The organism is Myxococcus sp. AM010 (genome assembly GCF_013372585.1).
Taxonomy (GTDB): Bacteria; Myxococcota; Myxococcia; order Myxococcales; family Myxococcaceae; genus Myxococcus; species Myxococcus vastator.
In genome coordinates this window covers 1-14,393 of sequence record NZ_JABXEO010000002.1, presented here as the reverse complement: position 1 = coordinate 14,393, position 14,393 = coordinate 1, and the positions used below count along the sequence as shown (strand labels likewise).

Annotated in this window: 12 protein-coding genes; 4 read left to right on the top strand and 8 right to left on the bottom strand. The window is 70.2% G+C overall.

From position 1 onward, the window contains the following. Positions 1-93: 93 nt before the first annotated feature. The 7 genes from HV826_RS01745 to HV826_RS01715 form a co-directional block, all read right to left on the bottom strand. Complete coding sequence (locus tag HV826_RS01745; protein ID WP_176415270.1) at positions 94-1,128, bottom strand: aspartate-semialdehyde dehydrogenase; 1,035 nt, start codon at positions 1,126-1,128, stop codon at positions 94-96. Between the two features lie 52 nt (positions 1,129-1,180). Continuing rightward, positions 1,181-1,918 carry a tRNA (adenosine(37)-N6)-threonylcarbamoyltransferase complex dimerization subunit type 1 TsaB gene (tsaB, locus tag HV826_RS01740; RefSeq protein ID WP_176415269.1) on the bottom strand — a complete coding sequence of 246 codons (738 nt, stop codon included), beginning with the start codon at positions 1,916-1,918 and terminating at the stop codon, positions 1,181-1,183. Positions 1,919-1,929: 11 nt separating this feature from the next. Continuing rightward, positions 1,930-2,433, bottom strand: coding sequence for a septal ring lytic transglycosylase RlpA family protein (locus HV826_RS01735; protein WP_163784352.1), 504 nt, complete (start codon positions 2,431-2,433; stop codon positions 1,930-1,932). A 7-nt stretch (positions 2,434-2,440) separates the two neighbouring features. Continuing rightward, positions 2,441-4,072, bottom strand: coding sequence for an RIP metalloprotease RseP (gene rseP, locus HV826_RS01730; RefSeq protein WP_176415268.1), 1,632 nt, complete (start codon positions 4,070-4,072; stop codon positions 2,441-2,443). A gap of 84 nt (positions 4,073-4,156) precedes the next feature. Beyond that, positions 4,157-4,987 carry a phosphatidate cytidylyltransferase gene (locus HV826_RS01725; RefSeq protein ID WP_176415267.1) on the bottom strand — a complete coding sequence of 277 codons (831 nt, stop codon included), beginning with the start codon at positions 4,985-4,987 and terminating at the stop codon, positions 4,157-4,159. After that, positions 4,984-5,775 (bottom strand): isoprenyl transferase, encoded by a 792-nt coding sequence (locus tag HV826_RS01720; RefSeq protein ID WP_176415266.1) that lies wholly within the window; start codon positions 5,773-5,775, stop codon positions 4,984-4,986. The genes HV826_RS01725 and HV826_RS01720 overlap by 4 nt, the downstream gene beginning before the upstream one ends. 165 nt (positions 5,776-5,940) lie before the next feature. After that, entirely contained in the window at positions 5,941-6,894 is a 954-nt protein-coding gene (locus HV826_RS01715; RefSeq protein WP_176415265.1) for an SDR family oxidoreductase, read from the bottom strand. Positions 6,895-7,020: 126 nt separating this feature from the next. Here HV826_RS01715 and HV826_RS01710 point away from each other — a divergent pair, with 126 nt between their 5' ends. The 4 genes from HV826_RS01710 (at position 7,021) to dinB (ending at position 12,661) form a co-directional block, all read left to right on the top strand. After that, positions 7,021-8,004 carry a YafY family protein gene (locus tag HV826_RS01710; RefSeq protein WP_176415264.1) on the top strand — a complete coding sequence of 328 codons (984 nt, stop codon included), beginning with the start codon at positions 7,021-7,023 and terminating at the stop codon, positions 8,002-8,004. Between the two features lie 1,236 nt (positions 8,005-9,240). Further along, positions 9,241-10,383: a serine/threonine-protein kinase gene (locus tag HV826_RS01705; RefSeq protein ID WP_176415263.1), complete on the top strand. Its 1,143-nt coding sequence runs from the start codon at positions 9,241-9,243 to the stop codon at positions 10,381-10,383. Further along, complete coding sequence (locus HV826_RS01700) at positions 10,380-11,330, top strand: RluA family pseudouridine synthase (RefSeq protein WP_176415262.1); 951 nt, start codon at positions 10,380-10,382, stop codon at positions 11,328-11,330. The genes HV826_RS01705 and HV826_RS01700 overlap by 4 nt, the downstream gene beginning before the upstream one ends. A gap of 122 nt (positions 11,331-11,452) precedes the next feature. After that, positions 11,453-12,661, top strand: coding sequence for a DNA polymerase IV (gene dinB / locus HV826_RS01695; RefSeq protein ID WP_176415261.1), 1,209 nt, complete (start codon positions 11,453-11,455; stop codon positions 12,659-12,661). Positions 12,662-12,792: 131 nt separating this feature from the next. On the opposite strand, the gene pcnB is transcribed toward dinB, so the two are convergent. After that, positions 12,793-14,388, bottom strand: coding sequence for a polynucleotide adenylyltransferase PcnB (pcnB, locus tag HV826_RS01690; protein ID WP_176415399.1), 1,596 nt, complete (start codon positions 14,386-14,388; stop codon positions 12,793-12,795). Positions 14,389-14,393 lie beyond the last annotated feature (5 nt).

The following is a 14,393-nucleotide window of genomic DNA, read 5'->3' as shown; positions in this document are numbered from 1 at the left end:
ATGAAACGCATTCTCGTCCGCTGGGCATCACTCCGGGACGGCCGCCCCGCCGCGCCAAACAGGCAGGACGGCCCCGGGAGCTTTGCCAATTTGTCAGGCGGGGCGCTCGGCCAGGCGGAGCCCGGCCTCCACCAGGTTGAGGGCGGCGCCCCGGCTGGCGTTGTCCACGGAGGCGAACAGCGTCACCCACTCCGGGGCCTGGGGGAATGCGCGCACCCGGCCCACATGGACCGCCGGGTCGGACGTGACGAGCATGGGCATGGGGTACACGCGCTCGCCCGGCACATCCAGCACCTTCAAGACCCCGGACGTCTTGAGGGCCGCGCGCACCTGCTCCACCGGGCCCGGCTTCTTGAGCTGCACGTTGAGGGTGAGGCCGTGGCCGTAGAACGTCGGCACCTGCACCGCCGTCCCGGCGATGACGGGCACGTCCCCCTTGGACGAGAACAGCCGGGCCGCCTCCAGCGTCCAGCCCCCCTCCTCCTCCGTCCAGGGTGAGTTCACCATGAAGCCGCCCACCTGGGGCACCAGGTTGAAGCCCACGCGGTGGGGGAAGGCGTGCGGCTCCGGCTCACGGCCTGACAGCAGGTCCGCCGTCTGCTTCTCCAGCTCCGCCACCCCGCGCACCCCCGCGCTGGACGCCGCCATCAGCGCCGTCACCTGCGCGCGCGCCACGCCGAAGGCCTTCCGCAGTGGCTCCACCACGTGCACCGCGGCGGTCGTCACGGCCCCCGGCAGACACACGATGCGGCCCTTGAAGGTGAAGCCCGCGCCCAGCACGTCCGTGTTGAAGCCCGGCAGCACCAGGGGGACGTTGCCGTCACCCCGGAAGGCATTGCTGGCGTCCACCACCCACGCGCCCGCCGCCTGCGCGGCCAAAGCCAGCTTGCGAGAGGCCTCGGCGGGCGTGGCCAGCAGCACCAGCTTCACGCCCCGGAAGGCGTCCGGCGTCGCCTGCTCCACCTCGAGCGAGTCCTCGCCGTACTCCACCTCCAGGCCCTTGGAGCGCTCGGAGCCGAAGGCGCGCACCTGTTCGGCGGGCACGTCCTGCGCGTACAGCGCGGCGAGCACCTCGCGGCCCACCACGCCCGTCGCGCCCACCACGCCAATCGTCAAGTCGTCTCTCATGGCGCGTCCTTTACGCCACCGGGGGCCGGGAGCGCGAGCGCCACGAGGCGGCTCAGTCTTCCTTCAACCGCGCGGTGGGTGCCGGCCCGGGCAGCGGCGGGAACTTCGGGTTGCGCTCCGGCTCCGAGGCCCGCACGTAGTGCGGCTCCATGGCGAAGAGCGCCTCCAGCGTCTGCGCCTCCGGGAAGCGCGCCAGGTGCGCCAGCGCCACCGCCGACGGGAACGTCGGCGCCGCCAGCAGCCGGTGCGGCGCCACCCCGTGCGACTCCAGGGCGGCGCGGTAGTCCACCAGCGCGGGCCCCAGCGCCACGGCCCGGGGCTCCGCCGCCATGCGCGCGGCCACCTCCTCGGGTGACATGGCCGTCTCCGGCTCCAGCGACTCCACGGCGCCTCCCTGGCGCACGTAGGCCCCCAGGTACAGGTCGTTCTTGCGCGCCACGGCCAGGCAGTACAGCGGCACGTCCTCGGGGCCCTCCAGCGCCAGCGCCGCCAGCGACGAAGCCCCGGCCACCTTCAGCTTCGTCGCGTAGGCCAGCGACTTCGCCGTCGCCAGGCCGATGCGCAGCCCCGTGAAGGAGCCCGGCCCCAGCCCCACCACCAGCCCCTCCAGGGCGGGCAGCGTGGCGCCATGGCGCTCCAGCAGCTCCCCGACGATGCCGGGCAGCAGCTCGCTCTGCTTGCGCGGCGGCCCCACCACCACGTGCTCCAGCGTGCGCAGCGCGCCACCCGGCGCGCGCTCCACCAGGGCCAGCGACAACGTCAGCGTCGAGGTGTCCAGCGAGAGAAACATGGGACGGCTCACTACACCGGCGCGGCCCACATTGCCTGCGGAATCTCCGACACCCGGTCCTCGCAGCGGTACAGCCGCACGCGCACCACGCCCTTGTCCAGCATGCCCAGCTTCCGGGCGGCGCCCTTGGACAGGTCCACGATGCGCCCGTCGATGAAGGGGCCCCGGTCATTCACGCGCACCTTCACCGCGCGCCCGTTCTCCATGTTCACCACGCGCAGGCACGAGCCGAAGCGCAGCTTGCGGTGCGCGGCCGTCATCGCCTCCTGGTCGAAGCGCTCCCCGCTCGCGGTGGGCCGCCCGTGCAGGCCGGGGCCGTAGAACGAGGCCAGCCCTTCGCCCAGGTATGAGCGCGGCATCTGCCCGCGCCGCGTCACCCCGGGCGAGCCACCGCGGGACTTCGGCGACTTCGACGGGCGGGCGGCGTCCTCCGCCGGGTCGGGCCTGGCCGCGCGCGAGGCGCACGCGGAGGTGAAGCCCAGGCAGAGCAGTCCGGCAACGGCGAGTCCTCGCATGCGTCCTCTAGCGGGTGATGTCGTTGGTCACGGCCAACAGCATCAGCAGGACGAGCAGCGCGAGCCCCACCATGTTGGCCACCTCGCGGACGCGAACAGGGATGGGGCGGCGGCGAATTCCCTCCCAGGCGGCGGAGAGCAGGTGGAAGCCGTCCAGCACGGGGATGGGCAGCAGGTTCATCACCCCCAGGTTGATGGAGATGAGCGCCATCAGGTGGAGGAAGCTGTCCAGGCCCTGCTCGGCGCTCTTGGACGCCAGCTGGTACATCATGATGGGGCCGCCCACGGTGTTCATCGGCACCGAGCCCACCAGCAGCCCGCCGAGGACCCGCACCATCTGCCCGACAATCTTCGGGACGATGAGGGCGGCCTGCTTCAGCGCGGCGCCCGGCCCCAGGTGCACCGTCACCTCGTCCAGCACCGGCATGTCCGCCGCGGAGAGCACCCAGTTGCGCACGCCCAGGACGATGGGCGCGCTCGCCGTGCCCAGCTCGTCCTCCGTCTTCAGCGGCGCCTGCGCCAGCGTCTCCGTGCGCTCGCCGTCCGCGCCCCGCCACGTCAGCTGGAAGGAGCGCTCCTTCAGGGCGTTCAGCTTCGAGGAGAACTTGACGAAGGACTCCGGCTTCTCGCCATCCAGGGCGATGATGCGGTCTCCGGGTCGCAGGCCGCCCTTCTCCGCCGCGCTCCCCGGCGCCACGGTGGCCAGGTACAGGTCGGACGTCTCCGCGCCCACCGTCGCCAGCCCCACGCCCGGCTGCTTCGGCACGGTGAGCTTCAGCACGGAAGCCGCCCGCCCCGTCACGGCGCCCGCGGCCACGGGGTCCATGCGCCGGAGGGTGAGCTCCAGGGGCGTGCCCTCCGCGTGCTTGTCCAGCTCTTGCTGGAAGCGCGCTTCCGTCTCCACGCTCACGCCGTTGACGGCCAGGATGCGGTCGAAGGTCCGCAGCCCGGCCTGCTCTGCCACCGAGCCCGGCGGCACGCCGACGATGGGCGGCTTCGACACGGCCTCCACGCCAATGGAGCCGCGCTCCACCGTGTCGATGGGGGACGTCTCCACGTTCTTCGTGGGCGTCACGTCCAGCGTCAGCTTCTGGCCGTTGCGCTCCAGGACGATGGGGACGGGCCGCTCGAAGCGGCCGACGAACGCCTCCCGCATGTCATTGAACGTGCGCACCGGCTCGCCATCCACGGACAGGATGCGATCTCCGGGGCGGATACCGGCGGCCACCGCGGGCATGCCCTCGCTCACCGTCCCCACGTAGGTGGAGGTGGCCTGGTGCGGGCCCAGGAAGACGAAGAAATAGACGAGGATGGGGAAGATGAGGTTGAAGGCCGGCCCCGCCAGGACGATGAGGCCGCGCTTCCACGGTGGCTGCGCCAGGAAGCCCCGGCTGGCCTCCTCCGGGCTGAGCTCCTCGTGGGGCATGTCCCCCGCCATCTTCACGTAGCCGCCCAGCGGCAGCAGGGCAACCTGGTACTCCGTCTCGCCCTTGGTGAAGCCGATCAGCTTGGGTCCGAAGCCAATGGAGAACTTCAGGACCTTCACACCACAGGCCTTCGCCACCAGGAAGTGGCCAAGCTCGTGCACCGTGACGAGCACGCCGAGCAGAAGGACGAAGAACCCGATGTTTTGGAGCATGGGCGCAACAGTAATCGTGGGCGCCCAGGCGGACAACGCGCAACCGGGCCCGCCGAGCAGACGGGCAGCCGGAAGGGGCGGCCCCTAGGGCAGCAGGCCCCGGATGAACTGCACGTAGACGAACACCAGGGGTGCGTTGAACAGGAGCGCGTCGATGCGATCCAACACGCCACCGTGCCCGGGGATGAGGAAGCCCGAGTCCTTCACCCCGTAGGCCCGCTTGAGCATGGACTCACACAGGTCGCCCACCGGCCCCAGGATGCCACCCGCGATGCCCAGCAGCACGCAGTCCCACACCGTGAAGACGGGGAAGAAGAACTGGCGGGCAATGAACATCCCGCCCACCGAGCCCAGCATGCCCCCGAAGAAGCCCTCCCACGTCTTGTTGGGGCTCACCTCCGGGTAGAGCTTGTGCTTCCCCAGGAACCGCCCGAAGAAGTAGGCGGCGGTGTCATTGGCCCAGGTGATGACCAGCGCGCAGATGACCCAGGCCATGCCGTCATCAGGCAGCAGGCGCAGCGCGGACATGGCCGTGAGGCCCACCGCGCCGTACAGGAAGCCGTTGACCAGGTGCGCCGTGCGGGTGGGCGCCTCCGCCAGCGGGCCCTTGAAGAGGTGGTAGATCCACGCGAAGAACGCGAAGACGATGGTGAGCCAGAAGGCCGTCTCGCCCGTGCGCGCCGCGTCCCGCAGCGGCAGGAAGGGCAGCACCGCGGCGAAGGCCATTCCGACCCAGGAGGCCACCGTCAGGCGCTTCTGGACGATGAGGTAGTACTCACCCACGCACGCGGCGGCGGCGGCGGCGAGCAGGGCCGCGCTCCAGTAACCACCGAGGAACAGCAGCAGGACGACCAACGGCAGCAGTGTCACCGCGGAGACGACGCGGATGACGAGGTTTCGGTTCTTGTCGTTCACGCCTTGGCCTGCTGAGGAGCGTCCTCCCGCTGCACCTGAGCGGACGTGAGGCCGAAGCGGCGCTCACGCTGCTGGTACTGCGACACGCAGCGGAGGAACTCGTCAGTACGGAAGTCCGGCCACAAGGCGTCGGTGAAGCACATCTCCGCGTACGCCATCTGCCAGAGCAGGAAGTTGGACACGCGCAGCTCGCCGCTGGTCCTCACCATCAGGTCCAACGGGGGCAATCCCTGCGTCCAGAGGAACTGCTCGAAGTCGCTCTCCTCCAGCCGCCCCGCCGCCAGTTCTCCACGCTCCACGGCCTCGGCCAGCCGCCGCGCCGCGTGGAGGATCTCCTCCCGCCCGCCGTAGGACAACGCCAACGACAGCACCATGCCGGTGTTGTGCGCGGAGTCGGCCCGGAGCCGCTCCAACGGGTCGCGCACGTAGCGCGGCAGCCGGTCCACGTCTCCAATGGCGTTGAGGCGGATGCCGTTGTCCAGGATTTCGGAGCGCTCGCGCTCCAGGTACTCCCGCAGCAGGTCCATCAACCCGGCGACCTCTTCCGCCGGACGCGCCCAGTTCTGCGACGAGAACGCATAGAGCGTCAGCGCCTGGATGCCCAGGCGGCGCGCGGTGCGCGTCACTTCACGCACGCTCGACGTCGCCTCCCGATGCCCCTCCAGCCGGGGCAGCCCCCGGGCCTCCGCCCATCGCCCGTTGCCGTCCATGATGATGCCCACGTGGCGCGGCATCGGCCGGGCCTTGACGGCTTGTTCCAGGGTGGAAATCACTGAGGGGCGGTCCATGAAGCCGCGCACCCTAGCGATGCCGCCGCGCGCCGTCCACGGGCGCGTGCCCCAACCGTCACGGTCGGCCCCTGACCGGTCGCCCGGTGGCGGTGGGTGGCCGCTCCCCGTCAGAGGGGCTGCGCGATGTAGGTCAAGGTAGGCAGCCGTTCGCTGGAGGACCCTTCAGCCCAGCGGCCAATCCGGGCTCGCCAGCTCCATGGGGCCGTCGCGCCAGGACGTGTAGGCGTCCTCGTCCGCGACCCGGTACGGCTTGCCGAAGGCGCGCGCGAAGTAGTCGCCCCAGTGCGGCTGGGAGCCGTCGGCGTCGGTGAAGCCGTACTCCCGGGCCAGGGCCCAGGAGCTGAAGACACGGCCGGCCTTGGCGCCCACTTTCGGATCCGCCGCGAGCGCCGCCACCGCCCGGCCCACGTAGACGGGGCTCTCCGAGGCAATGAAGTGTGGATCCTTCGCCGCGCCGTCGCGCCAGTTCGCTTCCGTCACGCCGAAGTTCTCCAGCATCTCCTCGGAGCGGAGGAACCCGGGTGTCAGCGCCAGCGCGGTGACGTTCGTGCGGCGTAGCTCCCGGGACATCCCGAAGGCGAGCCGGATGACGGACAGCTTCACCAGGTCGTACCAGAGGTTGCCGCGGTAGCCGAACGAGTCCCCGTCCGTGATTTCGACGACGAGCCCCCGCTCGCCACCCAGCATGAGCGGCACGGCGTGCCGGCTGGTGAGCAGATGCGTGAAGACGGCGCGCTCGAACATCTGCTGCCCCTTCGCCGCGGACTGTTTCCAGAAGGCCGGGCCGAACTCGGTGAGTCCGTCGCCGCCCCAGATGTCGTTCACCAGGATGTCGAGCCGCCCCTGCTCCCGCTGGATGCGCGCGCACAGGGCTTCGACCTCCGATTCGACGGAGTGGTCCACGCGGACGGCGATGCCGCGGCCGCCCTTGGCGTCGACGATTTCGGCCGTCTCTTCGATGGTCTCCGGCCGCGAGCCCGTCGCGGGCCGTCCGCGCACGCTGCGCCCGGTGCAGTATACGGTGGCGCCTGCCTCTCCCAGCATGGTGGCGATGCCGCGCCCGGCGCCTCGGGTGGCTCCAGCGACCAGGGCGATGCGTCCTTCGAGTGGCTTCATGGCTGGCACTCCTCCAGGCCCACGGGCGACCGTGGACCGCCGTGGGTTCGTGTTCGCAGCCTGGCGCGGGAATCATGACACCTCCTGTCATGATTCCCCGCGTAGACTTCGCTTCGGAACCTGCCCATGCGCGCCGACCGACTCGTCAGTTTGACACTGCTTCTCCAGACGCGCCCGAAGTTGACGGCGGGCGAGCTGGCACGGGAGCTCCAGGTCTCCGAACGGACCATCCACCGGGACCTGGACGCGCTCTCCGGCGCGGGCGTGCCCGTGTACGCCACCCGAGGCGCCGCGGGAGGCGTGGCGTTGATGGAAGGCTGGCGCACGCAACTCACGGGCTTCACGCGAACGGAGCTGCACGCCCTTGCGGCCGTGGCGGCGCCGGGAGCCCTGGATGACCTGGGGCTGACGTCGGCGCTGCGCTCGGGGCTGGTGAAGCTGGCGGCCTCCCTGCCCGCGCTCCAGCAGCCCGCGCTGGAGTACGCGCGTCAGCGGCTTCACGTGGATGCATCCTCGTGGTTTCCGGAGCGCGAGGCCGTGCCGCACCTGGCGACGCTGCGTGACGCCGTCTGGCAGGACCGCCGCGTGTCCCTGACGTACCGGGACTTCGAGGGCAAGCCGAGCCGCAAGGTGGTGGACCCGTACGCGCTCGTCATCAAGGCGGACCGTTGGTACCTCGTCGCGCGCACGGGCGCGGAGGAACCGCGTGTGTATCGAAGCGCGCGCGTGGAAGGCGCACGGATGCGCCCGGAGACCTTCGTCCGGCCGGCGCGCTTCGACCTGCCGGCGTTCTGGAAGGCGTGGTGCTCGCGCTTCGCGGAGAAGCGCGCGCAGTACGAAGTCACGCTGCGCTTGACCCCGGAGGCGCTGCGGAAGATTCGGCCGCGCGCGGATGGTGTACGGCTGGTCGCCGCGCCGCTCGCGGCGGATGGCAGCAAGACGGTGGTCGTGGACTTCGAGCGCGAAGCGATTGCCTTCGGGCAGCTCTGCGACGTCGGAACTGGCTTCGAGGTGCTCGCTCCGGAAGCACTGCGCACGAGGTTCCTGACGCTGGCGACGGGCATCCTCGCCGCGCATGGAGGCGACACACCGCCGAGTGCGGCCGCGTGATACACCCACGCACGCGAACAGCGCCCATCGAACTCCTGATTGCGCCGCCGAGAGCGAAGGGCTCCCGGAACCTGTCAACGCAAGCAAGACAGCGAGATTCCCACGAAGCCGCCAGCAAGGAAGCGCGCCAGTCCTCACACGACGTCATGTTGGTCTATACCCCGCGCAGCCCCAACGCCCTCCACAGCCATTGGAACCCAGCCATGCCGGCTGGACGCCCCACCAACGAACTGCGTGTCCTTCGAATGCCATATGAAACTGACTCCAAGCGCCCTCGTCAATATCTCCGCCGGGAGCTGAACGTCTCACCAATCTCCTACAATCGCCTTCGCAATGAGCTCAGCACCAAGGGACTCGTCAGCGGCGAGAATTCGAGAAGAAGCACCAGGGTACGGGGCGATCAACCAGCGAGCGAGCGCTTTATGCCTCCCTCTGTGAGTTACTTCGGGACCTTTAGCCCGACGTCCTGCGAGTCATTGCTCGCCCCGGCGCGATGGGTCTTGGAACGCGGGCGCGGCTCATCTCCTGCGAAGTCAAGCGGTGGACCTCCGCATGATCGCTTTCCAGCGTACTTGAGACGGCAGCCCATGCAGGTTTCTGCCACGAATCCTATCTCGTGCTGGAGTGGGCGCATGACATCGCGTTTTCACATGAGTATCTGGACGCCCACGGCAGTCACATTCTTGAGGTCTGCCGCCGCTTCGGCGTGGAACTGCTCGTACTTCATCCTCAGGGGAGGAACGACTGGAGACTGGAGCGTGCACTCCTCGCGAGCGAGGCCCACCCGAATGAACTCTCCTTGCACGTATCCCTCGACTACGTCCTGAGCCGACGCAGCTCAGGCCGTCCGCGGACCAACTGCGCGCCCACGCGAGCGCAACCACACATACTCCTGATGACGAGGATGACGCAGGCGAAGACACTTGAAGCGGTGGGCCCGATTCGTGCGAGTCCGACGGTCGGTTCTACGCCATCAGGGGCGAGAGAATGTCCTTGAGCACAACCGTCTTCTCCAAAGCACTTGGCCCTCGGCCTTCGCCAGCACGAGCTTCCCCATGCCACCGCCTGACGCAGGCTTTCGCGCCACTGGAACTTCCCGCCCCGGTCCAAGTCGTGCTCTCCGCGTTTTAGCCGTAAAATCAACTTCACTTGCCGCCGGTTCCGCCGTGCGCCGAGCAATCAGGCGCTGCCAACGTTGACCCTGACGTGACGTGGTCCGTAGGATTTCGGCACCCCATGCCCCCGAAGGACATTGGTCCCTACCGCGTTCTGGAGACGCTTGGCAGTGGCGGGGCAGGAACCGTTTATCGGGCCCTGGACCGCCGCACCACCGACGAGGTCGCGCTGAAGCTGCTCTCAGCCGGCCCCGCACGGGACGCGCGTGCCTCGCGCAGGCTCGCCCGCGAGTTCGACACACTCGTGGACCTGTCTCACCCCAACGTCGTGAAGGTGTTCGAGTCCGGCGTGCACCAGGGCGTGCCGTACCTGGCCATGGAGCTCATCGAGGGCCTCACCCTCCGCCACTACCTGGACCTGAGCCGCGGTGAGCGGAATCCCCCTCCGGGCAACCACACGCCGCGCAGCCCCTTGTCCATTCTCCGGACCGCGGACGATGACTTCGGCCCCTTGAGCCGGAGCTTCTCCGATTCGATGGATGACTCGGACGACAGCCCGCATGACGGCACCTTCGGACTGGAGGCCTTCGCGGAGGAGCCGCCCAGCGAGGAGTTGGAGAGCTTCTCCTCCGATGCCAGCCCGCACCCGGGCCTCGGCTCGGATGACTCGCTGGAGGGCTTCGACCTGCCGCCGCCCATGCCGCGCGGCCCAGAGCCCGAGGAGGAGCCGGGGCGCGGGGTGCGCGAAGAGGACCTCAACCGGCCCGAGCGCATGGGACGTCTCAAGGACGCCATGCTCCAGATTTGCGAGGCCCTGGCCTACATCCACGGCCACGGACTGGTCCACCGCGACCTCAAGCCGTCCAACATCATGGTGGACGATGACCGGCAGGTGCGGCTGATGGACTTCGGGCTCGCCAAGTTCCTGGCGGACGACGCGGCCATCACCGAGGCCGGCAAGCTGGTGGGCACCTACCGCTACATGGCGCCGGAGCAGATTCTGGGCGAGCCCCTGGATGGACGCTCCGACCTGTACAGCCTGGGGGTCATCCTCTATGAGCTGCTCAGCGGGCGGCCCCCCTTCGACGCGAAGACGCCGCACGAGCTCTGGCGCCAGGTGCTGGAGACGGAGCCGCCCCCCGTGCTGGCGCTGAACCTGCACGGGGACCCGCAGCTCGCGCGCGTCGCCCACCGCCTCATCCGCAAGGAGCCGGACGACCGGTTCCAGACGGCCGAGGAAGTCTACGAGGCCCTGTCCGAGTGAATCCCTCCAAGCTGCACACCCTCACCGTGGACGCCGACAAGGCGGGCCAGCGGGTGGACCTCTTCGTCGGTGACGCGCTGGGCCTCTCCCGCGCGCGGCTCAAGCGCCTCTTCGAGGCGGGCGCGGTCAAGGTCAATGGCCGCCCCGCGAAGAAGGGCCTCACGCTCACCGCCGGGCAGCACATCGCCGTCGAGGTGGAAGAAGAATCACGCGAGGCCGTGCCCGACACGGACTTCCCGCTCATCGTGCTGCACGCGGACGACTCGCTCGTGTTCGTGGACAAGCCCGCGGGCCGGCCCTCCCACCCGCTGCAGTCCGGGGAGACGGGCACGGTGGCCAACGCGCTGGTGGCCCGCTACCCCGAATGCGCCCAGGCCTCCGTGGACGCGCGCGAGGGCGGCCTGTGCCACCGGCTGGACGTGGAGACCTCCGGCGTCGTCCTGGCCGCGCGGACGCGGGAGGCGTGGAACGCCGTGCGCGAGGCCTTTGGCAGCCGCGCCGTGGACAAGCGCTACCTGGCGCTGGTGACGGGGCCGCTGACGGACGAGGGCGATATCGACCTCCCCCTGCGTCATCACCCCCGGCACCCGGACCGCGTGGAGCCCGCGCCCCACGGGGCCGAGGACGCCCGGGAGGCGGTGTCGAAGTTCACCGTGCTGTCGCGCGCGGGTGAGTTCAGCGTGGTGGAGGTGAAGATTCTCACCGGCGTGCTGCACCAGGTGCGCGCGCACCTCGCGGGCATTGGCGCCCCCATCGTCGGTGACACCCTCTACGGCGGACGCGAGGCCCCGGAGCTGGGCCGCTTCTTCCTCCACGCCCGCTCCCTGGGCCTGACGCACCCGCAGACGCGGCGGCCCCTGACGGTCCACAGTCCCCTGCCCTCGGAGCTGCGCGCCGAGCTGGAGCGGCATGGCCTGCCCCTGCCCCACGGAGAGCAACGGGACTGAGGGCTTTCCACGATTCGCCCATCACCTGTTGCCAGGGTCCCAGGTCCAGCTTCCCGCCGCGGTGCCTCGAACCCCAGGTGCTCCGCCAGGCGTCAGAGTGCCCCGCTAAAGTGACTCACACGATGCGAGCCATCATCCACGTGGACATGGATGCCTTCTATGCGTCCGTGGAGCAGCGGGACAACCCAGCGCTGCGGGGCAAGCCGCTCATCGTGGGCGGGCATGCCCAGCGCGGTGTCGTGGTCGCCGCGTCCTACGAGGTGCGCCCCTTCGGGGTGCGCAGCGCCATGCCCATGGCCCGCGCGACGAAGGCCGCGCCCCATGCGCTCGTCGTGAAGCCCCGCTTCGCCGCGTATGCGGAGGCCAGCGAGCAGGTGTTCGCCATCTTCGAACGCTACACGCCGCTCATCGAGCCGTTGTCGCTGGACGAGGCCTTCCTGGACGTGACGGCGTCGGTGGGCCTCTTCGGCACGCCCGCGGACATTGCCCGGCGCATCCGCAAGGAGATTGCCGACGAGCTGGGCCTCCCCGCCTCCGCGGGCGTGGCCACGGTGAAGTTCGTGGCGAAGATTGCCTCCGACCTCGCCAAGCCCAATGGCCAGCGGGAGGTGCGCGCCGAGGAGACGGTGGCCTTCCTCGCGGGCCTGCCGGTGTCGCGCCTGTGGGGCGTGGGGCCGAAGACGGAGGAGGCGCTCCGGCTCGCCGGGCTGAAGACGATTGGCGACGTGGCCCACCGGGAGTTGGACTGGCTGGAGGACAGGCTGGGCTCCAGCGGACGGCACCTGTGGGAGCTGTCCCAGGGCATCGACACGCGCGAGGTGGTGCCGGACCGGGCCGCCAAGAGCGTGGGCGCGGAGGACACCTTCGACGAAGACCTCGTGGGGGTGGACGCGCTCAAGCCACACGTCCACGCCCAGGCCCTGCGCGTGGCGCGGCGGCTGCGGCGGGCGGCGCTGAAGGGCCGCGTGGTGCAGCTCAAGTTGAAGTTCGCGGACTTCACGCTCATCACCCGGCGCACCACGCTGCGCGAGGCCACGGATGACGGGCAGGCGCTCTACCGCGCGGCGCTGGAGCTGCTGGACAAGTCGCACCAGGGAAAGCCGCTGCGGCTCACCGGCGTCAGCGTGCAGTTGGATGAAGAGCCGCCCCAGCTGGGCCTCTTCCCCGCAGCCGCGCCGCGCACCGCGAAGCTGAACGCGGCGCTGGACAAGATTGCCGAGCGGTTCGGCAGCAAGGCCATCACCACCGCGGACATCGCCGGCAGCGAGGCCACCGACAGCGCCGAACACCGCTCCGAGCGCCCGGTGGAAAAAGGCGGTCCCAGGGACTGAGGCCCCGATACGGGCGGGGCCTCACGCCTGTTGGCGGGGCGGCCCCATGCCTGACGGACGCGACCTCGACGCAGGCGTCACCCGGCTCGGAGGACGAGCCGGCGCCCTCACCTCACGGACACGACTTCGGCTCAGGCGTCACCTGGCTCGGAGCTCTCACCGGTCGAGCCGCTCGCCGAGGGGCGACGGCGACGGCGGCGGCGGCGGCGCTTGCGCTGGCCTCCCGCGTCGGACTCCTCGCCGTCCGCGGCGGCGGCGCGAGGCTGCGGCACCTCGCCGGCCTTCCACGCCTCCAGCTGGTCGCGATTCTCTCCCGTGGCCTCCACCGTCATCTCGAACACGGTGAGGGCCTCGCTGAAGAGCGGGTGCCGCTTGAAGGCGGCGCTGCGACGGCGGCGCTCACCGGACAGCGTCCGCTGGGCCAGCAGCAGCATGCGGCAGCGCTCGGCGATGCGGCGCGGCAGCCGCGCGGACTGCACGAAGCCCGCGAGCAAATCTTCCACCACCTGCGACACGGACGGGCGGCCCTCCTGAGACTCCTCGGGCCCCGTCGAGCGGCTGATGGGAATCAGCAACATCGCCAGGAGGATGGCGTCATCCAACGCCTCGCCCGCGGACACGCGCCGGTCCAGCGACTCCGCGAAGGCGTAGAACGTCTTCTCCCCCTCCTTGCCATGCTGCTTGAGGTACGCGTTGACGGGCGGCAGCAGGATTTTGAGCGCGTCCAGCGCGTCCAGCAGCTTCAGCGCGGGCGCGGACACACCGCCGCGGATGAGGCGGAACGTCTCCTCCAGCAGGCGCGCGGGCGCGCAGCGGGGCAAATCCTCCACCGCGCCTTCCATGGCCGCGTACGTCCGCGACTCGATGTCCAGGTCCAGCTTCGCCGCGAAGCGCACGGCGCGCAGGATGCGCACCGGGTCCTCGCGCATGCGCACTTCCGGGTCGCCAATGGTGCGGATGAAGCGCTCGTCCAAATCACGGCGGCCACGGACGTAGTCGATGACCCGCCCTTCGGCCACGTCGTAGAACAGGCCGTTGATGGTGAAGTCACGCCGGCGCGCGTCCTGCTGCGCGGTGCCGAAGACGTTGTCGTGGGTGATGAGCAGGTCCTCACCCTCCCCGTCCTCCTCACTCCCGGTGGCCGCGGGCTCCAGCTCCGTCGGGTTCGCGCGGAAGGTGGAGACCTCGATGATTTTGCCGCCCTTGAAGTAGACGTGCGCCAGCCGGAAGCGCCGGCCAATGAGGCGGCAGTTGCGGAAGATGCTGCGCACCTCGTTCGGCGTCGCGCTGGTGGCGATGTCGAAGTCCTTCGGCTTGCGCCCCAGCAGCAGGTCGCGCACGCAGCCGCCCACCATGTACGCCTGATGACCGTGCTGGTGCAGGCGGAGCACCACCTTGAGCGCGTCCGGGTCCAGCTCGTCGGGGTCGATTTCCGCCGGCTCGCCAGTGGGCCGGACGTGGGGCGCTCGCAGCGCGCGCTCATCGGGCGTCGGCTCCGGCTCGGGCTCCAGGACGATGGGGACTTCCTCGACGTCCTCGCCCCGGGCCTCGGCGGCGTCCTCGGCCTCCGCGGCGGCCAGCGCGGCCTCGGCGCCCAGGACGACGTCGTCCAGGCCCGCCTCGGCCAAGTCTACCTCGTCGTCGTCTTCCTCGTCGTCGTCCTCGTCGTCCTCGGCATCCGCGTCAGCGGGGGCCGGAGGCGGCTCGGGGGAGGGGGCGGCTTGAATCGTGG